The sequence below is a fragment of the Roseovarius mucosus DSM 17069 genome (genome assembly GCF_000768555.3).
GTDB lineage: Bacteria > Pseudomonadota > Alphaproteobacteria > Rhodobacterales > Rhodobacteraceae > Roseovarius > Roseovarius mucosus.
Genome location: NZ_KN293975.1, coordinates 200161 through 220376, shown reverse-complemented (window position 1 = coordinate 220376; position 20216 = coordinate 200161). Strand labels below are relative to the sequence as shown.

At 64.9% G+C, this 20216-nt stretch carries 20 protein-coding genes; 4 read left to right on the top strand and 16 right to left on the bottom strand.

The window, feature by feature from the left end:
• Position 1: 1 nt before the first annotated feature.
• Both ROSMUC_RS01070 and ROSMUC_RS01065 read right to left on the bottom strand, forming a co-directional pair.
• Entirely contained in the window at positions 2 to 526 is a 525-nt protein-coding gene (locus ROSMUC_RS01070) for a DUF6446 family protein (RefSeq protein ID WP_037268595.1), read from the bottom strand.
• Entirely contained in the window at positions 526 to 1455 is a 930-nt protein-coding gene (locus tag ROSMUC_RS01065; RefSeq protein ID WP_037268593.1) for a glycine--tRNA ligase subunit alpha, read from the bottom strand. Before ROSMUC_RS01065 ends, ROSMUC_RS01070 begins: the two co-directional genes overlap by 1 nt.
• A 189-nt stretch (positions 1456 to 1644) precedes the next feature.
• On the opposite strand from ROSMUC_RS01065, the gene ROSMUC_RS01060 reads away from it, so the two are divergent.
• Entirely contained in the window at positions 1645 to 3390 is a 1746-nt protein-coding gene (locus tag ROSMUC_RS01060) for a serine protease (RefSeq protein ID WP_037268591.1), read from the top strand.
• A 23-nt stretch (positions 3391 to 3413) separates the two neighbouring features.
• Here ROSMUC_RS01060 and ROSMUC_RS01055 read toward each other — a convergent pair whose 3' ends face one another.
• From ROSMUC_RS01055 to ROSMUC_RS00995, 13 genes are all read right to left on the bottom strand, one after another.
• A complete protein-coding gene (locus ROSMUC_RS01055; protein WP_245875087.1) occupies positions 3414 to 4286 on the bottom strand; it encodes a cell envelope integrity TolA family protein in 873 nt (290 codons plus the stop codon).
• The gene (locus tag ROSMUC_RS01050; protein ID WP_037268589.1) at positions 4283 to 4663 is read right to left on the bottom strand and encodes an ExbD/TolR family protein; all 381 of its coding nucleotides are present in this window, start codon (positions 4661 to 4663) and stop codon (positions 4283 to 4285) included. The genes ROSMUC_RS01055 and ROSMUC_RS01050 overlap by 4 nt, the downstream gene beginning before the upstream one ends.
• Entirely contained in the window at positions 4660 to 5037 is a 378-nt protein-coding gene (locus ROSMUC_RS01045) for an ExbD/TolR family protein (protein WP_052115210.1), read from the bottom strand. The genes ROSMUC_RS01050 and ROSMUC_RS01045 overlap by 4 nt, the downstream gene beginning before the upstream one ends.
• Complete coding sequence (locus ROSMUC_RS01040; RefSeq protein ID WP_037269766.1) at positions 5030 to 5689, bottom strand: MotA/TolQ/ExbB proton channel family protein; 660 nt, start codon at positions 5687 to 5689, stop codon at positions 5030 to 5032. The genes ROSMUC_RS01045 and ROSMUC_RS01040 overlap by 8 nt, the downstream gene beginning before the upstream one ends.
• 14 nt (positions 5690 to 5703) lie before the next feature.
• Positions 5704 to 6141, bottom strand: coding sequence for a hypothetical protein (locus ROSMUC_RS01035; RefSeq protein ID WP_037268587.1), 438 nt, complete (start codon positions 6139 to 6141; stop codon positions 5704 to 5706).
• A gap of 283 nt (positions 6142 to 6424) precedes the next feature.
• Complete coding sequence (locus ROSMUC_RS01030) at positions 6425 to 6664, bottom strand: hypothetical protein (RefSeq protein WP_037268584.1); 240 nt, start codon at positions 6662 to 6664, stop codon at positions 6425 to 6427.
• Complete coding sequence (locus tag ROSMUC_RS01025; RefSeq protein ID WP_037268581.1) at positions 6661 to 7143, bottom strand: hypothetical protein; 483 nt, start codon at positions 7141 to 7143, stop codon at positions 6661 to 6663. Before ROSMUC_RS01025 ends, ROSMUC_RS01030 begins: the two co-directional genes overlap by 4 nt.
• Positions 7140 to 9227, bottom strand: a complete 2088-nt coding sequence (locus ROSMUC_RS01020) for an oxidoreductase (RefSeq protein ID WP_037268579.1) — start codon at positions 9225 to 9227, stop codon at positions 7140 to 7142. Before ROSMUC_RS01020 ends, ROSMUC_RS01025 begins: the two co-directional genes overlap by 4 nt.
• Positions 9224 to 9952 carry a TetR family transcriptional regulator C-terminal domain-containing protein gene (locus ROSMUC_RS01015; protein WP_245875086.1) on the bottom strand — a complete coding sequence of 243 codons (729 nt, stop codon included), beginning with the start codon at positions 9950 to 9952 and terminating at the stop codon, positions 9224 to 9226. Before ROSMUC_RS01015 ends, ROSMUC_RS01020 begins: the two co-directional genes overlap by 4 nt.
• A 15-nt stretch (positions 9953 to 9967) precedes the next feature.
• Positions 9968 to 11089 (bottom strand): ABC transporter ATP-binding protein, encoded by a 1122-nt coding sequence (locus tag ROSMUC_RS01010; RefSeq protein WP_245875085.1) that lies wholly within the window; start codon positions 11087 to 11089, stop codon positions 9968 to 9970.
• On the bottom strand, positions 11086 to 11886 hold the full coding sequence (locus tag ROSMUC_RS01005) for an ABC transporter permease (RefSeq protein WP_037268573.1): 801 nt from the start codon (positions 11884 to 11886) through the stop codon (positions 11086 to 11088). Before ROSMUC_RS01005 ends, ROSMUC_RS01010 begins: the two co-directional genes overlap by 4 nt.
• Positions 11883 to 12818 carry an ABC transporter permease gene (locus ROSMUC_RS01000; RefSeq protein WP_037268570.1) on the bottom strand — a complete coding sequence of 312 codons (936 nt, stop codon included), beginning with the start codon at positions 12816 to 12818 and terminating at the stop codon, positions 11883 to 11885. Before ROSMUC_RS01000 ends, ROSMUC_RS01005 begins: the two co-directional genes overlap by 4 nt.
• A gap of 71 nt (positions 12819 to 12889) precedes the next feature.
• A complete protein-coding gene (locus ROSMUC_RS00995) occupies positions 12890 to 14014 on the bottom strand; it encodes an ABC transporter substrate-binding protein (RefSeq protein WP_037268567.1) in 1125 nt (374 codons plus the stop codon).
• A 267-nt stretch (positions 14015 to 14281) separates the two neighbouring features.
• On the opposite strand from ROSMUC_RS00995, the gene ROSMUC_RS00990 reads away from it, so the two are divergent.
• Positions 14282 to 15034: a cupin domain-containing protein gene (locus tag ROSMUC_RS00990; RefSeq protein ID WP_037268564.1), complete on the top strand. Its 753-nt coding sequence runs from the start codon at positions 14282 to 14284 to the stop codon at positions 15032 to 15034.
• Positions 15035 to 15044: 10 nt separating this feature from the next.
• On the opposite strand, the gene ROSMUC_RS00985 is transcribed toward ROSMUC_RS00990, so the two are convergent.
• Positions 15045 to 15686 (bottom strand): TetR family transcriptional regulator C-terminal domain-containing protein, encoded by a 642-nt coding sequence (locus tag ROSMUC_RS00985; RefSeq protein WP_245875084.1) that lies wholly within the window; start codon positions 15684 to 15686, stop codon positions 15045 to 15047.
• A 137-nt stretch (positions 15687 to 15823) separates the two neighbouring features.
• Between ROSMUC_RS00985 and ROSMUC_RS21250 the strand changes: the two genes are divergently transcribed.
• Both ROSMUC_RS21250 and ROSMUC_RS00975 read left to right on the top strand, forming a co-directional pair.
• Complete coding sequence (locus ROSMUC_RS21250; RefSeq protein ID WP_102105825.1) at positions 15824 to 19018, top strand: phytoene desaturase family protein; 3195 nt, start codon at positions 15824 to 15826, stop codon at positions 19016 to 19018.
• Positions 19015 to 20187, top strand: coding sequence for an aminomethyl transferase family protein (locus tag ROSMUC_RS00975; RefSeq protein WP_037268556.1), 1173 nt, complete (start codon positions 19015 to 19017; stop codon positions 20185 to 20187). The genes ROSMUC_RS21250 and ROSMUC_RS00975 overlap by 4 nt, the downstream gene beginning before the upstream one ends.
• The last annotated feature ends 29 nt before the right edge of the window (positions 20188 to 20216 follow it).

Here is a 20216-nt window from a genome sequence, read left to right as displayed (position 1 = left end):
CTCAGTATCCTTGGGGCGGTTTCGGGCAATCGTCGGGCGCGGGCTGTCCGTCAAACACCACTTCGCCGCAGCGGTTGATCTGGTGCCAGACATAGCCGCGCCCATCCTCGGTGATGGCCACCACGCGGTCGACGCCGTAAATCACGTCGCGTTGCCCGAGAAAGGCCAGCGCGCTGCCCTCTTCCAGCGCCTGACCGATGGCTTGGGCGTCGTAGCAGTCGAACCAGTCGGGCGCGGTCAACGGCTCTGCCCGCTCGTAGATTTCATAGGTTTCGCTCAACAGCGCATGGCTCATCGGGGTGGTGAAACAGGCACGATAGCGGATCGGGCTGCTGTTGGCGTCGATCGCGGTAAAGCCGTCGTAGAGCACCGGTTCCGGCGCGCCCGTGACCAGCGAGGTCAGGACGACATCGTTGCTGCCATCCGCCGCCACCTCTTCGTAGAAGTGATAGACTTGCAAATAATACATGGCCGCACCGGCCACCAATGCCGAAATCAAGATCGCCCCCGCCAGTATCTTGCCCATTATGCCGCCTGCCCCCCGGCCTCTGTCTGCACAAAGGCATCGGCGCATTGCTTGGCCAGCGCCCGCACCCGGCCGATATAGGCCTGCCGCTCGGTCACGGAAATGACCCCGCGCGCGTCAAGCAGGTTGAAGATATGGCTGGCCTTGATGCATTGGTCATAGGCGGGATGCGCCATGATGATCCGCTTGCCGGTCTTGGGGTCCACCGCCTCTTGCGCGAGGGTGGCCTGACATTCGGCCTCGGCCTCTTCAAAATGCCGCAAGAGCACATCCGTATTGGCCACGTCGAAATTCCAACGGCTGTATTCTTCCTCGGTCTGGCGAAATACATCGCCATATGTGAGCGGAATTGGCGCGGAGGGATCGTTGAAGGGCATGTCCATCACATGGTCAATGCCCAGCACATACATCGCCAGACGCTCCAACCCATAGGTCAATTCGCCCGACACCGGCGCGCAGTCATGCCCGCCGACCTGCTGGAAATAGGTGAATTGCGACACTTCCATGCCGTCGCACCACACCTCCCATCCCAGCCCCCAAGCGCCGAGCGTGGGGCTCTCCCAGTCATCCTCGACAAAGCGGATGTCATGCAGCGCCATGTCGATGCCAATGGCGCGCAGGCTGCCAAGGTAAAGGTCCTGCATATTGGGCGGGCTGGGTTTGATCAGCACCTGATACTGGTAATAATGCTGCAAGCGATTGGGGTTCTCGCCATAACGCCCGTCGGTGGGGCGGCGCGAGGGCTGGACATAGGCCGCAGCCCAGGGCTTTGATCCCAAAGAGCGCAGCGTGGTGGCAGGGTGAAAGGTGCCGGCCCCCACTTCCATGTCATAGGGTTGCATCATGGCACAGCCCTGACCGGCCCAATAGGCCTGAAGCCGCAGGATGATCTCCTGAAAGCTGCGCGGTTTCTCGGTCCTGTCGCTCATGCCTGACCCCAATGCTGCCCCTGATTTGCCGCCCTTACCTAGGCCGGGGGCGCGGCAGGGTCAATCGGGCGTTTGGCCCCCGCCGCCACCGCGCAAAGCCCGAAGTTTTCGGGTGCATCGCCGCGCGATTTTGATAAAACGCCCAAAAGGTCTGAAGGACCGTAATCACGACAGAATTTAGGGAAGCTTATGGCGCGCATCTTACTGGGGTTCATTTTTTCGATTTTCATCGCATTGCCAGCGGCGCGCGCGCAGGAGGAGCCAGTGGTCTGGGTCCAGATCGAGGCACAGCCCAGCCTGACCGAAGCCCAAGCCGCCGCCCGGCGTTACGGGGCATCTCTGGCGGATGTGAACGGGTTTTCCCTTGGAAACGGCTGGTATGCCATCGCCCTTGGTCCGTATCGGCGCGAAGAGGCAGAGCGCGTGCTTCAGGTCTACCGCTCTGAAGGGGTGATCGCCCGCGACAGCTATATCGCCGCAAGCAGCGATTATCAGCAACAGTTCTGGCCCATCGGCACTAATCTGCTGGACGGTCAGGTCGCCCCCGCCCTCGCCGCACCCGACAGCCCGCCCGTCGTGGCGCTCGACCCGGCCCCCGCGCCCGTCCCCGAACCCGTGGACGAAACGCCGCGCCAGGCCCGCGAGAGCGAGAGCCAGCTTGACCGCGACGCACGCGCCACCTTGCAAGAGGCAATGACATGGGCGGGTGTCTATGACGGCGCGATAGACGCAGCCTTTGGCCAGGGCACCCGCGCCGCAATGGCCCGTTGGCAGACCCAGAACGAGTATGAGGCGACCGGCGTCCTGACCACCCGGCAACGGGCGGAATTGCTGCGCCAGTTCAATGCGGTATTCGACGGGCTCGGTCTTGAGGTGGTGCGCGACAATGCCACCGGCATCGCCATGGAATTGCCGACCGCCGTGGTGGATTTTGACCGCTACGAGCCGCCCTTCGCGCATTTCAACGCGACGGGCGATATCGACGCGCGGGTCCTTTTGATCAGCCAGACGGGCGACCGCACCACGCTGGCAGGGCTTTATGACATCATGCAGACACTGGCGATCGTGCCAGAGAACGGACCACGCAGCCTTGAGGGTGACAGCTTTACCCTGATTGGCGAAGGGGCTTTGCAGATTTCGCATACGCAAGTCTGGTTGCGTGATGGCGCGCTCAAGGGCTTCACCCTTGTCTGGCCTGCCGGGGACGAGGCCCGTCGCAGCCGCCTCTTGGGGCGGATGCAGGACAGCTTTGAGTGGTTGCCCGGCACGCTCGATCCCGCCGAAGGCAGCGGGGCGCAGGATATCGACCTGGTCTCGGGTCTGGAAATCCGCAAGCCGAAACAGGCGCGCTCCGGATTTTATGTCGATGCAAGCGGCGCCGTGCTGACCACCGCCGAGGCGGTGGCCGGATGCGGGCGGATCACCATTGACGAAAGCTATGAGGCCGACGTCGTGCTGAGCGATGCCGCCTTGGGCGTGGCGATCCTGCGCCCCCGGATGCCGCTGGCACCGCTGCGCGTGGCGTCGTTTCAAGAGGTGACACCGCGCTTGCTGAGCGATGTGGCGGTCGCGGGCTATTCCTATGGCGGCCTTCTGGGCGCGCCCACCGTCACCTTCGGCCAACTGGCCGAATTGGAGGGGCTGAACGGCGAAACCCATCTCAAGCGGCTTGCCCTTGCAGCGCTCGAGGGCGATGCCGGGGGTCCCGTGCTCGATGCCGGAGGGGCAGTGCTGGGCATGTTGCTGACACGGGCGCAGGATGGCCGCGCCCTGCCGGAAGAGGTCAGCTTTGCGGCGACCAATGGCACGTTGCAAGACGTGCTGACGCGCGGCGGCATCACCCCGCGCCTGACCTCGGATCAGGGACGTCTGTCGGCAGAAGCACTGACGGATCAGGCGGGCGACATGACCGTTCTGGTCAGTTGCTGGGAATGATCAAGCGGTGAGGCGGGGCGGGATCACCCTGCCCCTACTCCCCCTTGATCTGCACCGAAAAACTGCGCTGCGCCCCCGAGGGCGGGGGCGGGAAACGGTGCGGCGCGCTCGACCACGGTCAGGGCCGCACGGTCAAGCCGGGTCGAGCCCGAGGAGCGCGCGACGCGGACCGAGGCCAGACGCCCCCCTTCCGAAATTGAGAACTGCACAAGCGCCGCGCCGCGCGTGTCGGCGCGGGGGCGCGGCACCCGCGCAAGGTGGCGCATCACCTGACCAGGATAGGTGCTGGCAGCAGCATTGCCCTCTGCCGCGCTCTGGCTCGCGGTGGGGCGGCCTTGTCGCTTGGCTGTGGCCGTCTCATGGCCGGTCATGCTGCCGCGGGTGGCGGTCTGATCGGCATTGCTGCCGGAGGTGCGCCGCACCTCGGCCCTCTCCTCAGGCTCTGCGCGTCGCACCTCGGGGGCCGCAGCATGATCCGGGCGCGCCTCGGGGCGGCGCGAGACTTGAAGGCCGGTCTCGGCATTTGTCTGGGCGGTGATCCGTGACGGCAGTGCGGGGGCGGCAAACGCCGAGTCTTGCGCCGGGGCCGCCGCAACCGGAAGAGCCGTGGCGGCCTCTGTGACGTGCTGCGGCGCTGATGGCTCTGCGACCTCGGGCCGTGCCGGGCGCAGAATGTCCTCTGCCCACACAGTCGGTGTGACGCTGGCCTCTGACACGGGCCGCGCCGCCCCAGCCACCATATCGGCAAAGCTCGAACCCAGCGTGACCTCGGCCACGCCCGCGCCGCCTTCGACCTCTGCCCGCATCGGCGGCGCAGAGGCCCATATCCCGGCGCCATGCAGCCCCAGCGCCGTGACCGCACAAACCGACAGCACAAATCGCGAGCTTCGGATCATGGCAGCCCCCGTTGCGTGACCATCACCACCCGCCCCGCCCCTGCCCGGCGCAGCGCCTCGCCCAGCCGCAAAAGATCCGCCGCAGGCAGGGCCGCATCAGGCACAAGGCGCAGGGTGGCGCGCGCCGCCTCGGGGAGCGCGGCGACATAGGCGGCGGCATCCGGCTGGGGCTGGCCACGGTAAACCAGCCGCCCATCGGCATGCACCACCAGCGCATCGGGTGGCGCGCGCCCCTCCATATCCTCGGTGCGCACCAGCCTCAGATCGCCGTCCAGCGGCGGGGCCAGCGTAGCGGCAGCCATGAAGAAAATCAGCATCAGGAACACGATATTGATGAGCGCAATCGTCGGCTCGCGGCGGGAACGGTTCGCGGTCATGACGGCACCAGAACCTGCACTGAGAGCTGCGGGATACCGCGCAAAGCCACCAGCAGATCGGTCAGACGCTGCGCGCTGACACCCGCATCGGTGCTGATCAGCACGCGGGTATCGCCCTCGGCCAGCGGCGCAATCGCCGCGGCCAACCCATCGAGCGGCACCGCGCGTGCATTGATCCGCAGCTCCTCTGCGCGCAGTTGCAGAAAGATAGGGCGCGCCTCGGACACAGTCTGCCCCTGCCCCGCCGTGGCCAGATCCACCTCTGAGAATTGCGCAAAGGTCGAGGAAAGCATGAAGAACAGCAACAGCAGGAAAATCACGTCGATAAGCGAGGTGAGCGACAGCTTGCGCCGCTGGAACCCCGCCCTAGGCATATGCGGGCACCGCCCGGCCCTGTGGCGAACCTTCTGGCGCTGCCCGCCCATCAGGGCCCAGCACAACGCTCAGCGCGTGATCGGCCAGCGTGCGCTCTTCCGCCATCCGCGCCTCGAACCAAGACAGCACGACCGAAGCGGGCATCGCCACCGCCAAACCGGCGGCGGTGGTCAAGAGCGCCACCCATATCCCTCCCGCCAAGAGCGACGGATCAACTTGCGCCCCCGCCGATTGCAGCGCCTGAAATGCCTCGATCATCCCCAACACCGTGCCAAACAGGCCCAAGAGCGGCGCCACCTGCGCCACCGTGTCGAGAAAGCGAAAGCCGCGCTCGAGCCGGGCAAAGCGCGCCTCGGCCTCGGCTATCAGCCGCCGCGTGGCCGCGCCATCCTGCGGATCGGCGGCAAAGGCGCGGGCCATGACCGGGGCCAGATAGCTCTGCGAGGTGGCAAGCGTCCGGTGCGCGGCAGAGACCGCACCCCGGTCCCATTCGGTCACGGCGGCGCGCAGCGCGCGGTGCCGCCCCACGCCAGAGGCGCGGAATTGCCAGAGCTTGTAGAGAATGACCGCCAGCGTGCCGACCGAAAGCACGGCGATAAGGGCGATCACTGGCCCGCCCATGGCGATCACCCCCTCAAGCCGCGCGATCATGGCCCCGGCCCCGTTCATCCTGTCACCTCGATATGGGTCTCGCTTGCGAGGCGCAGCGCCGCGAGACAGGCACCGGGGGCTATCCCCGCCCCGTCACAGGTGCCGATGCCGTTGATCAGCACGGCCCCGATTCCGTCACAGCCCTGCCCCGCCAGATCGAATTGCCGCACGCGCGGGCGCCCCTCGGGCAGCGCGCCGAAATCAAAGAGCGTCAGGCTGGCCACCCGCCCCGCCGCGTCAAAAAGAACCGCCTCGGCCACCAGCCGCTCCAACGCCGCAGCCAGATCATTTTGCAGCACGAAGGTCAGGCGGCAGCCGCCCGCCTCGGTGGTCTCTGTGCTGTTGAGGGTGAGCGCCAGCGCAGGGGCCGTGCGCTCCTCCGCCAGCGCCGGGGTCATCGCGCCGAAAAAGGCTGCAACAAGGCAGGGACGCAGGCCGCAAGATGCCGTCATGGAATGCTCCTTTCCCTCTGTCGTTCGAGGGGATGGGAACCGCATGGCTGGCACGGGGCTGGCACGGGATGGAAGGTGAATCGCACCGGGCTGGCGCGAGGGATGCGGTGTTTCTGGCTGAGTTGACTGAAAGAGTCAAGTTTACTTCAAATCGTGTTGCGCCCCGTCGAACCCACACACGTCCCGGGCTTGACCCGGGACCTTGCCGAGGCAGCCCCGAGGCCCCGGCTCGGGGGCCGGGGCGATGGCCCCCGAGCGGACACCACCCGCTCTGGCAGGCGTGTCACTCCTTGGTCTGGTCTTTACTCTGCACCCCCGTTGGCGCGGGCCGGGTTTGCGGCGGCTGACCTGTCACCGCCTGCTCTCGCACCGCGGCCCCGGCCCGCGCCGCCTGAAGCGATTGCAGCCCGCGATGCCGGGCCTGACAGGTGTCGCAGTCCACTTTTGGCGCAACAGGCGCCTCTTGGGCGGCCCCGACAGAGGCCACGCAGAGCAGGACCGCGAGCAGCAAGCGTGCCGTCATGCCAGCACGGGCGCTGAGGCAAGGTAACGCTCCAGCGGCGCGTAAGACTGCGCGTCGCCGGTATTTTCAAGGGCCAGATACTCGAGTGCGGCCACCTCATGCCCGGTCAGGAACCGCAGGCGCGGCTGATCCGCCTCTGGCCCCATCGCCTCGAGCGCCTCAAAGGCCGCAAGATAGGCGGGGTAAGTGCGGTTCATCTCATCCAGCAGCCCGGCCCATGTCCCCGGCGCGCGGCGCGCCTGTTCGTGACCGCTTGCGGTCAGGCTCTCGACCGACCGGGGCGAGAGGGCATACTGCGCGACAAGCGGGGCAACGCCCGCCGCCGCGTGGCGTTCGACCTGGGCCAAAAGCATCAGGCGCTTGTGCTGCGCAGGGTCGGGAAAGCGGCGGGCGAGGCCCTCAAAATACGCCTCCCCCTCGATCTCTTCCTCGTAATAGAGCAAGAGCTTGGCAAGATAGGTCTGGTCCGGTTGGCTCATATCGGCTCTCCTCTTGTCTCTGCGGCACCGACGGGCGCGCCCACGTCGATCCGGTCCTGTTTCATCGGCAGGTCCGGATCAAGCGGAGCGTCCAGTTCCTGCGCATAGCGGTGCCCGGCATGAACCGCCGCCGCGATGATCGCCGGGGCCTCGCAATCGCCGATGCGTGCTAGGGTGAAGGGCAGCGGACCGGCCATGGCGCGCAAGTCTTGGTAAAGCCCATCCTCGGGACGCCGAGCGCTGACCATCACGAGATGCGTGGCAGGCAGGATCAATTCTGCTCCGCCATAGGCGCAGGGCAGGACGATCGCGCGCCCGTCAAACCCCGCGATTTCGCGTGCTGGTTCGAACCGGACACCAAGGCCTTGCAGGTGGCGGCGCACTCGCCAGCGTTCGGCGGTATGGCCCGCCCAGCGCGACAGGCTGTCGTCGGGGGTGGCCAATGTCACGTCGAGCCCTGCCGCGCGCAGACGCTCGGCCACGACGCCACCCATGTAATAGCCATCGCCGTCATACACCACGGTCGGCCCATCGGGCAGGCGGCCCGCCATGATATCGTCGGGCGTCAGGATACACGCCTCTGCCGCGCCCTTGGCCACGGGATAGAACACCTCGCCATCAAAGACGTCCTTGCGCCAATACGCGCCGGTGGCGATGGCCACGTGATCGGCCCCCACGTCCAGAACATCCTGCGCCGTCAGGCGGCTTTCGCGGAAAATCCCGACATTGGGCATGTCGCGCAAGGCCTGCTCGCGGTAGTCGCGCACGCGGATATGTTCGCGCAAGCCCGGCAGGCTGGCCTCGCGCAGAACGCGCCCGCCCAATTCGCGCGTGGCCTCGGCCAGCGTCACGCGATAGCCACGTGCCCCCAGTGCGCGCGCCGCCTCCAGCCCCGCCGGACCCGCGCCGACGATCAGCACATGGGCGTCGCGCGACCGTGGCGCGATGCGTTCGGGATGCCAGCCGCGCCGCCACTCCTCGCCCATGGTCGGGTTTTGCGTGCAGCGGATCGGCACGCCCAGACTGTCGCCGGAATAACAGACGTTGCAGCCGATACATTCCCGAATGGCCCCGAGCCTGCCCTCGGCGATCTTGCGCGGCAGAAACGGGTCGGCAATCGACGGGCGCGCGGCCCCGATGAAATCCACGATGCCGCGCCGGATTTGGGCGGCCATCGTATCGGCCGAGGTAAAGCGGCCAACGGTGACAACCGGCTTGGTCGTGACCGATTTCACCCATGTCATGTAAGGCTCCAGCGCGCCCTCCTTGACGAAGCGCGACACGCCCATTTCCAGCGAATAATCGGCGATGTTGATATCCCAGAGATCGGGCAATTCGGCCAGCATCGCGAACATCTCGCGCCGCTCGCCCCAGACGGGATGCCCGTCGCGATCTCCCTCTTCATCCGCCGCGAACCGCACCGCCACGGCGCAGCGGTCGCCCACGGCTTCCTTGGTCTCGTCTATCAGTTCGCGCACCAGTCGCACCCGGTTTTCTAGGCTGCCGCCGTATTCATCGCCCCGCGTGTTGATGCGCGGATTGAGAAAATTCGAGATCAGATAGCCATGCGTGGCATAGACATAAACGATGTCAAAACCTGCATCGCGGGCGCGCAGGGCGGCGCGTTTGTGCCAGTGGCGGAACTGGCGGATATCGGATTTGTCCATGGCGCGGGTCTGATAGGGATGCCCCGCGAGATTGGGCACCGACCCCAGATCCATTGGCGGCAGACGCGTCATCATGTTGGGCGTGCGCGCGCCCCCATACCAAAGCTCTGCCCCCGCAAGCGCCCCATGTTCATGCACGGCCTCGGTCATCAGGGCATGGGCGCGCACGTCGCTCTCGTCCCAGAGCGAGGCCGACGGGTGTGGCAGGTCATCAGATGTCGGGTGGATGGAATTGTATTCGGTGCAGACCACACCCCAGCCACCCTCGGCCTTGACGCCCCGCATGGCCGCAAGTGTGCGCGGCCGCATCCAGCCCATGCCGGTGCAATGCGGCACCTGATAGAAGCGGTTGGGCGCGGTGACAGGGCCGATGCGCACCGGCTCGAACAGAATATCGTGACTTGGGTTGCGAGTCATCCAAGCTTCTCCGCGCGGCAAGCGGTCTCGGCGCGCGCCCCCTTCGGCATCTCGAAATGCAAAGGAAAGGCCATGGCCAGATAGGCCTGTACCTTGGCGCGCGCCGCATCGCGATCAAACGTGTCGGGATACATCAGGATATTGAGCCAGAGCCCATCATAAAGCCCTTCAAGCGTATGCGCGATGGTATCGGCCGGCGGGCCGGGATAGCCGCCCTCGCGTGCAATCTCGCGGCACAGGCGTTTCGAGAGGGCAAAGCGTTCGTCGTCGAGGGCATCGACCAGTGCGCGGTAAACCGTGCGCCGCCCGCCCTCGCCAAAAAACGCATACCACACCGCCAGTTTCCGGGGCGTGCAGATCTTGGGGTCGAAGTGCGACTCGACAATCGCCATCAACTTGTCCCGCGCGCTCAGCCCTGCATTCCCATAGGCGCGCCGCCAATGGTCATGGTGTTCGCGCGCCAGAAACTTGAGCGTTTCCTCCAGCAGGTTCTGCTTGCTCTGAAAATGAAAGTTCACGAGGCCAAGCGACAGCCCGGCAATTTCCGTGACCGTGGACATCGTGGTGCCAGCAATGCCGTATTTTGCGATGGAATCGATGGTGGCCTCGATCAATTGTCTGCGCCGGACAGTTTTGGGTTCGGTGCGGCGGGGCTTGCCGGTAACGGAGGTTGGCGTCGCGGTCTCTTGCATGGGTTTGTCGGGGCTGGCGCTCTGGCACCGCATACCCCTCTCCTTTGATTAATCTATGTCGAGCATGACAATGGACTCGGGTGACCATGAGAGCCAGAGTGCCTGACCCTCGGGCAGATCATGGCCCCCCATCAACCGATGGGAGTTGGGGGCAGAGACCGCGACCGGCTCTGCCTTGCCGGGAATGCTGAGGTAATATTGGCTGCGTTCGCCCATATAGGCGGCTGTGCGCAAGCGCCCCTCGACCGCAAGCCCCCCCTCTGGCCTCTTGGGCGAGAGGCTGAATTTCTCGGGCCTGAGGGCGATTTGCACCGGGGCCCCGTCGGGTTTCGTCAGCTGTGCCGTTGCCATCGGGATGGTGCCCAGCCCCTCGGCCTCGATCGCGGCCATGACAGAGCCATTGCGCCGCACGGTGCCGCGAAAGAAATTCATGGTCCCGATAAAGCTGGCCACGGCACGCGTTCTCGGGGTCTCGTAGAGACCGGCCGGCGTATCCACCTGCAACACCTTGCCCCCGGACATGACCGCGATCCGGTCTGATAGGGTCAGCGCCTCTTCCTGATCGTGGGTGACAAAGACAAATGTGATGCCGACCTGTCGTTGCAGCGCGCGCAATTCCAGCTGCATCTGCTCGCGCAACTGTTTGTCGAGCGCCCCCAAGGGTTCATCGAGCAACAGCACCTTGGGCCGCAGGATAAGGGCGCGCGCCAGGGCGATGCGCTGGCGCTGGCCTCCCGACAGCTCATTGGCCTTGCGGTTGCCATAGCCCGGCAGCTTGATCAGATCGAGCATCTCTTCGACCATCTCGGCACGGCGGGTGGAGGCCAGCTTTTGCTTGCGCAGGCCATAGGCGATATTGTCGCGCACGTTGAGATGCGGGAAAATCGCATAGCTCTGGAACACCATGTTGACCGGGCGGTGATGCGGCGGCACGTCCGACATCGGTTGATCGTCGATGAAAATCTCGCCCTTCGACGGGGCTTCGAACCCCGCCAGCATCCGCAAAAGCGTTGTCTTGCCACAGCCCGAAGCCCCGAGCAGGGAAAAGAACTCGCCCTGCCCAATGTCCATCGATATATCTTCGATGGCGGTAAAGGCCCCAAAGCGTTTGCTGACACTGCGGATAGAGATGAAACGGTCCGAGGGGGTCATGGATGAGGGGGCCTTCACTCTTGTTCCTCCAGGCCTTTGCGCCCGATCCATTGGGCGACAAAAACAAGGGCGAAAGACACGAAAAGGATCAGCGCCGCCATGGCCAGCACCGAGGGGAATTCCTTGGGAAAGCGCAATTGCCCCCAGATATACATCGGCAGTGTCGGATCGGTGCCGGTCAGGAAAAACGCCATGATGAATTCGTCAAACGAGATGGTGAAGGTCAGCAGCAGGCTCGCCACGATCCCCGGCATGACCATCGGAAAGGTCACGCGCCAAAATGTCCACCAGCCGTTTTCGCCCAGATCGGCCGAGGCTTCTTCCATCGAGGGATCGAACCCCTCAAAGCGCGGCAATAGCGTGGCGACCGCAAAGGGTAGACAGATGATGAGATGCCCAAGCCCCACCGTATAAAGCGAAAGCGGCACGCCCAGCCGGCTGAGCAGCACCAAAAGCGCCACGCCAAAGATGATGCCGGGAATGACCAGTGGCATCATGATGAAGGTCACAAGCGCCCCCTTGCCCCGCATCCGGGTGCGGGTGATCGCACGCGCCGCCATCACCCCCAGCACGGTTGAGATGACAGAGACCACCAGCCCCACCTTGACGCTGTTCCAGAGCGCGTTCCAAACCGGCTCGCGGGTCCAAAGCTCGCCATACCACTTAAGAGTTACGCCCTGAAGTGGAAAGCGGACATAGATTGAATCGTTGAAACTGAAGAGCGGGATGAAAAGCACCGGCACATAGAGCACGATCAGGAACAGCACCGCGTAGAGTTGCAGCGCGCGGTTCGGGCGCTTGATATAGCTGCTCATGTGATGCGCCCCTGCACCTTGCGCGTGACAAGCAAAAACACCAGCGCCAGCGCCGCGATCCAGAGCATCAGGACAATCGACAGCGTGGCCCCCATCGGCCAGTTGTTGACCGCGCCGAATTGCAACTGGATGAGATTGCCGATCATCGCCCCATCCGGCCCGCCCAAGAGCGCAGGCGTGATGTAATCGCCGGTGGTGGGGATATAGATCAGGAACGAGGCCGCGATCACCCCCGGCATAGACAGGGGCAATGTCACGCGGAAAAACCGTGCCATCGGCCCGTCGCCCAGATCGGTCGCGGCCTCCAGAAGCGAGCGGTCGATCTTTTCCAGCGACACATAGAGGGGCAGAATGGCAAAGGCCGCCCAGGCATGCGCCAGCGTGATGATCACCGCCGTCGGGCTATAGAGCAGGAAACTGAGCGGCGCCTCGATCAGCCCCGCCGACATCAGCCCGGAATTGATCACGCCCTCATAGCCAAGGATCACCTTCCACGCAAAGACCCGCAAGAGATAGCTGGTCCAGAATGGCAGGGTCATCAGGATGATCCACATCATCTTGTTTCTGTGGACATGGAAGGCCACGTAATAGGCCATCGGATAGCACAAGAGCACCGTAATCGCCGTGGCCACCCCGGAAATCCAGAAGGATCGCAGCAAAAGCGTGCCATAAATCGGCTCGTTCCAGCTTCGGACGTAATTGGCGAGCGTGAGGGTGGTGTCAAAGCCAAAGCCATGCCGGGTCCAGAGGCTGATCACAATGAGAATAACAAAGGGCACCACAATGCCAAAGGTCATGATCGTGAGTGTGGGGGCCATCATCAGATAGCCGCGCGCGCTCTCGCTGCGGTGAAACAAGCGTAAAATGCGCGACCCAGACGCGCGGGGCGGCCCGTCCGCTGTGCGGCGTTTCGGCAAAGAGGTTTCGGCCATTCCTGCGCGCACTCCTCAGAGGCTGGATCAATCGGCCCGCCCGCCGGGGCGGACGGGCGGTGCGGGCGGGGTCAGAACCCGGCCTTGATCTGCTCGAAGAGCTCGTTCATCTGGGTTTCCCATTCCTGCGTCTGCGGCTGCTGGAAATGCCCCGCGTTCAGGATCTCGACCGGATTCTTGCTCAGGCCAAGCCCCGCCAGCGTCTCTTCGTCGAACTTGTCGAAGGCCTTGCTGTTGGAATGGCCATAACCCCAGTCGTTGATCATGAAATGCCCGGTCTCGACGCTGAGCAGCGAGTCGATCACGTCATAGGCCCGGTCGAGATTGGGCGCGTCTTTGTGAATCATCACGCCGCAGACCCATGTCAGCGCGCCTTCCTTGGGCCGCGCGAATTTTACAGGTATGCCCTCGGCCTGAAGCAGCACAGCAGAGCTGTTCCAGGTCATCGAGGCCACCATTTCCCCCGCCGAGAGCGCCTGTTCCAGCGTGGTCGTATCATCCGTATAGAGCCGGATCAGCGGGCGTTGTTCCCGCATCACGGCGGCGATCTTGTCAAAGGCTTCGGGCGTGTCGATATTGGCGAAATCGACGCCGGCCTTGATTGCCCCGCACCACCAGGCATCACCACCCGAGGCCAGCGACCCCAGCCGCCCGGAATAGCGCGGGTCCCACAGGATGTCCCAGCTTTCCTCGCCCTCCAGCTCCACAAGGTCGGTGCGATAAGTGACAGAGGTCTGCCCCCAATCGAACGGCGCCATCCAGACCTTGCCCGCCTCGGCATCATTGCCCGGCAGATCGACCAGTTCCGGGATCACATCGCCCCAGTTGGCGACGCGGCTGGTGTCAATCGGCTGGAACAGCCCCGTCTGCACCCAGCGCGGCATCGACTGGTTGCAGGGGTGCGAGACATCGACGACAAAGCCGCCGCGCATCTTGGTCAGCGCCTCTTCCGAGCCGCCGAAAATGGCGAAATTCGGCAGAGCGCCGTTCTTTTCCTGATAGGGGCCAAAAAGTTCAGGGATGTCATAGCCCCCCCAAGTGAAATAGGTGGCCTGATCGCCCTCGGCGGCCATGGCACGGCGTGCAGGCAACGGCACGGTGGTCAATGCCACCCCCGCGGCGAGCAACCCCTTGGTGAATTTGCGTCGGCTCAACTTACCTTGGCGCACAGCGCCGAGTTGGTCCAGAATGTCCATGTGGTCCCAGTCTCCCCTGTTGGCGCAGGCCCACTTTGCCGGTGGGTCCCGTCACGCAATCGTTATGGTTCATGCGCCACAGCTCAGGACAGTTGACATTTTCCGTCGCTCGGGCATGTCATTGAATGGTCGTTCAATCATCTCAGCCATTTGGGAATCGAGTCAAGGACTTTGCTCGACCCCGCTGCGGCGGGGACATGTGCTGGCGTCGGAATGATCAAGGATCGCGCAGCTCAGGCGCAATAAACAGGTCAAAGGAGACACGACATGCGCGACAATTCCGGCATCATCCGCCTGAACCCGAACGGCCCTGCAGGGTTGACACCCGTGCCTATCGACCCGGCCGAGTTTGAAACCCCGCCCGAGGCGCAGGCCCTGCATGTCTATTTTGCCGATGCCGACCTTGGCCTCACTGTCGGCGTCTGGCACTCGACCCCGATGCACGAGGCCTTCGGTCCCTTTCCAGGGGACGAGTTCATCGTCCTGCAGGAGGGCGCGTTCAAGTTGCGCGATGCCGCGGGTGCGAGCATGGGGGCCAAGGCGGGGCAATGTGCCGCCATCCGCAACGGCATCCCGGTCAGCTGGCAGCAGGAGGACCCTGTCCGCAAATTCTTCATGACCTACAACGATCCCCGCGCCGCAGCGCCACAAGACCTGACGGCAGAGGGCGGCTTGGTCGTGCTCTCGCCCGAGATGACGTTGACCGATGGCGAACTGATGGAGGACACCAGCACGCCACAACGCGACCGTGTCCTCTTCAGCAGCGATCTGGGCAATTTCGACATCGGCCTGTGGGATACCCAGGTGCTGAATACCGAACTGGAACCCTTCCCCTATCACGAAATGGCACAGGTTCTGGAGGGCGAACTGTATCTGACCGAAGCGGACGGCACCCGGCACCATTTCACGGCGGGCGACGTGTTCTTTATCCCGGCAGGCACGCCCTGCATCTGGCATGTGCCCAAGTACCTACGCAAATTCTACGCAGCCCTCGATCCCGCGAACCGCCCCCAGGGCTGATCGCGCCGCGTCAGGTTGTGGGCGCGCGCAGCAGGTCCGGCACCAGCCGCGACAGGCACACTTTGCTCGCCGCCAAGGCGCGGGCGCGGTCATAGCTTTCGGGTGCGAGATGCAGGCGTTGCCAATAGCCATCGGTGAGGGATTCCATCCACTCGGCCAATTGCTCCGCCTCCGTTTGGCTAGATTGAGGCAAGAGCGCCGCCCAGATGCCCGACAGCGCCGCATGGCGCCGCATGTCGAACTCTGCCGCGACCTCGGCGTAATGTCCCGTAAACCGCAATTCACCCCAGAACGCGAACCAGAGCGGCAGGACATCGGGGCCACAGGCCTCGGCGCTGAAATCCGCCGCAAGAAGGGCCATCAGCCGGTCCAGCGGCGCCTCGCCCGCCCCCTCCAGCGCCCGCATCCACAGGCTCTCATAGCCTTCATATAGGTCGCGCAGCGTCTCGGTCAGCAGCCCACCTTTCGAGGTGAAATAGAACACCGCCACGCCCTGCGACAGCCCTGCCTCATCGGCGACGGTGGCCAGCGTGGTGCGTGCCAGACCATGCGTCAGGATCGACCGCCGCGCCGCATCCAAGAGCTGCCTGCGGCGACGTTCGGCATTCTCCTTGCGCTCTTTTCGCGGTTTTCTGGTCGTTGCCCCGCCCACTTCTGGCCCTTTTCCTAACGGTTCCCTCATCCATGCCACAGGTCGCGCAGCGCGTCAGCCCATAAAAATTTATTTGAGCGCTCAAAAAACTTTACGACGAAATCCGACTTGGCTAGGATGACGACAGGAGCACCGCCATGCGACCCCAATCCTCATTTGACGCCATCATCATCGGCGCGGGCCATAACGGCCTGACCGCCGCCGCCTATCTGGCACGCGCAGGCCGTCAGGTGCTGGTTGTGGAAAAGAACGACTGGATCGGCGGCGCGGCGGTGAGCCGCTCGCTGCACGAAGGGTGGACCTATTCCAACTGCTCTTATGTCTGCTCGCTCTTGCGGCGCGAGATTGTGCGCGATCTCGACCTGCCGACATACGGCCTACAGGTGATTCCCTATGAGGGCGGGGCGAGTTTCACGCCGGACGGCGATTACTTCGCTTATTATTCGGATCATCACGCGCTTCAGCGCGAAATGGCGCGCCATTCGCCCCGCGATGCCGATGCCTATCCGCGCTATGCGCAGATGATCCTGCGGCAATGCCGGTTCATCCGCCCGTTTCTGTTGCGCGACGCGCCTGATCCCGCCTCGCTGCGCCCGCGCGATCTGGGCGAAATGGCCTATATGGTGAAACAGGCGCATGGGCTGGGGCGCAAGGAGCTTGCCGAAACTCTGCGCTTCTGGACCATGTCAATCGGCGATCTTCTGGACGAGCATTTCGAGAGCGATCTGATCAAGGCGCATCTGGCCGGGTCGGGCATCATCGGCACGGGGCTCGGCGTCTATTCGCCGGGCACCGCCTATGTGCTCTTGCATCATTACATGGGCGATATCGACGGCGGCATCGGGGCTTGGGGCTTTGCGCGCGGCGGCATGGGGGCGATTTCCAACGCGCTCGGCGCGGCCTTTGGGGCGGCGGGCGGCACCATTCATGTTGGCGCAGGCGTGGCGCAAATCCTCGTCAAGGAGGGGCGCGTGACCGGCGTGGCGCTGGAGGATGGCACCGAATATCACGCGCCGGTCGTGGCCTCGAACATGGATGTGAAACGCACATTCCTGAACCATGTCGACCGCGCCGCCCTGCCCGAGGAGTTCACCCGCGCGGTGGAGCGGTTCAAGATCCGGGGTTCCTCGGCCAAGCTCAACATCGCGCTCGACCGCATGCCCGCCTTTCCGGCCGCGCCCGCACATGCCAGCTTCCTGCGCGGCGATCTGCATGTCACGCAAAGCCTATGGGAGTTGGAGCGCGCCTATGACGACTGGAAGGCCGGGCGCTGGTCGGCGCGCCCCTATATCGACATGCTGATCCCCAGTCAGATCGACCCGACCATGGCCCCGCCGGGCAGCCACATGATGACGGTCTTTGTGCAATACGCGCCCTATGATCTGGCGGCAGATGGCCAGCGCAGCGGCCAGAACTGGACGGACGCGGCGCGGCACGCGCTGGCCGAGACCGTCTTGGACCAGATTACCATTGCCTGCCCGGATATCCGCGAGCGCATTCAGCATATGGAGGTCCGCTCGCCGCTGGAATTGGAAACCGAGGTCGGGCTGACCGAGGGCAATATCTTTCAGGGCGAGTTGACCTTTGATCAGCTCTTCTTCAACCGGCCCGTGCCCGGCTATTCCGGCTATGGCTCGCCCATCGGCGGGCTCTATCTCTGCGGCTCGTCTGCCCATCCGGGCGGCGGGGTGATGGCAGCACCGGGGGGCCAACGCCGCCCGCGCCATCCTGCGGCGCGAATGGCCCCGCGCGCCGCGCAAGGGCTATGCGGCATGAGCATCACCCGCACCTTTGACGCCATCGTGATTGGCGGCGGGCTGAACGGCCTCGCGGCGGCCGGGGTGCTGGCGCAGGCGGGGCAATCGGTTTGCCTGCTGGAACGCGCGGCGCATCTGGGCGGCATGGCCGCCCCCGATGCCAGCGGCGCGCCGCGCATGGCACATCTGCTCTATAATCTCAGCCCCTTGGTGCGGCGCGAGTTAGGCTTGGGTGCCCGCGATTGGCCGTTCGAAACTGTGGCTTTACCCACGGTGGCGCTCTCCGAAGATGGCCGCCATGTGGTCACGCAAGGTGCAAGCGTCCGCTTTGCCGATGGAGGCACACACCCCGATGCGGCGGCCTTTGCCGCGCTCTTCCAGCGGCTGACCACCTACGTCGCGCTTCTGCGCCCTCTGGCCGAGACCGCCCCGCCGGGGGGCGCGGCACCCCTTCTCTCGCCGGACCGGATCAAGGAGATATGGCGCTTGGGCCGCATGGGCCTTGGCCTGCGCCGCTTGGGCAAGCCCGAGATGCGACGTTTCCTGCAAACCCTGCTCTCAAATGCCTATGACCTCATCCTTGACGAGCTGCCCGATGGCCCCCTTGCGGGCCTTTTGGCGGCGGATGCGGTGCGCGGGGCGGCGGCGGGGCCACGCGCACCCGGCACGGTTTTTGGCCTTCTTTACCGCATGGGGCATGGCGGCGGAGCAAGACTGCCGAGGGGCGGCATGGCGGCGGTGATCGACGCCTTTGCCGGGGCCGCCGGGCGGGCTGGCGCGGTGATCGAGACAGGCTGCGGCGTGGCCCGCATCCTCACGGAGCAGGACCGCGTGACCGGGGTGATCACCGACCGGGGCGAGACACTCCATACCGCCCGCGTCCTGAGCAGCGGCGGCGCGCGGATCACCGCAGAGATGACGGGGCTTGCGCATTTCGACATCGAAACCACCCGCCGCCTGCGCCATATCCGCGCGCGCGGCACGGTGGCCAAGATCAACCTGACGCTTGACGCCCTGCCCGCGATCCCCGGCCTGCCCGATGATCTGCTCTCGGCCCGCCTGGTGATTGCGCCCTCCGCCACTTATGTCGAAGACGCCTTCAACCCCTCGAAATACCGCGAAATATCGTCCCATCCGGTGATCGAGGCAGTCTTGCCCGGTCAGACGGACCCGGCGCAGCGCGGGGCCAGGGGCCATGCCCTGTCGCTCATCGTGAGCTACGCGCCGGTTGATCTGGCGGGCGGCTGGAACGCAGCCGCACGCGATGCCTTGCTCCAGACCACCCTCGAAACGCTCACCCGCTATGCCCCCGGCCTGCCCCAGCTTGTGACCGGGGCCGAGGTGATCCCGCCCGACCGGATCGAAGCCGAGACCGGCGCGCCGGGCGGGCATTGGCATCATGCGGAAATGAGCCTCGATCAGCTTCTCACCCTGCGTCCTTCCATCGGCATCGGACGCTATAGGATGGGGCCATCAGGCCTCTACCTTTGCGGGGCCTCCGCCCATCCTGGTGGCGATCTGATGGGGCTGGCGGGGCGCAATGCGGCGCACGCCGCCTTGAGGGGCACGTCATGAGCATCGCCACCGATCCCAAGCTGGGCCTGATCGACGGGCCCGTGCATTCGCGACTTGCCGCGCTCAACCGGGCGCAGGGCTGGTATGGCTGGGCCGGCTATGCGGCACCCTCGATGCTCGACACGGTGGAGTTCGAATATTTCGCCCTGCGCAATCAGGCCGCGCTCTTCGATATCTCTCCGCTGCACAAATACCGCATAACCGGGCCGGATGCCGCGCGCGTTCTCAACCGCCTTGTCACCCGCGACGTGACCAGAATTGCGACAGGCCGGGTCGGCTACGCGGTCTGGTGCGACGAAGAGGGCATGGTGATTGACGACGGCACGCTCTTTCACCTCGGAGCCGACGATTGGCGCCTTTGCTGTCAGGAACCGATCCTGACATGGCTCTTGGAGGCGGCATGGGGATTTGACGCCAACGTCCACGACGAGAGCCGAGAGATGGCCGCGCTGGCGCTGCAAGGGCCGACCGCTTTTGCGGTGCTATGCGCGGCGGGGCTCGACATAGGGCATCTGCGCCCCTTCGACCTGACCGAGGTAGAACCGGGGCTGATGATCTCGCGCACCGGTTTCACGGGCGATCTGGGATATGAGCTTTGGACGGCGTGGGGCGATGCCCTGCCTCTCTGGGATCGGCTCTGGCGCGCAGGTGAAAACCTCGGGCTACGCGCCATCGGCTACGAGGCGGTGAACATCGCCCGGATCGAGGCGGGGTTCATGGTCGCGGGCGTCGATTTCCAGCCCGCCCATGCCACTGAGCGCCTGCACCGCGGGCATACGCCGCTTGAATTGGGGCTTGGCCCCATGGTCGATTTCACCAAGGGGCATTTCAACGGCCGCCGCGCGCTCCTGGCGGCCAAGCCCCGCAGCCTCTTGATGCGGCTCGATGTCGAGGGGTTCAAACCCGCCCAAGGCGCGCTGATCTATCACGCCAAGCGGCGCGAGGTGGGGCATGTCACCTCGGGCGTCTGGTCGCCCACCGCCAAGCGCAACATCGCCCTCGCCCATGTGCAGATGCCCATTGCGGCACGACGCCCCAGCGACCTCTGGGCCGAGATATACACGCTGGAAGAAGGAAAATGGGACCGCCGCATGGCGCGGCTGACGCCGGTCAGATCCGCGTTCTTCCGACCGCCCCGCGCCCGCGCCACCCCGCCCGCCCAGACCTGATCCAGCCAGACATGACTCAGACGGAGAAT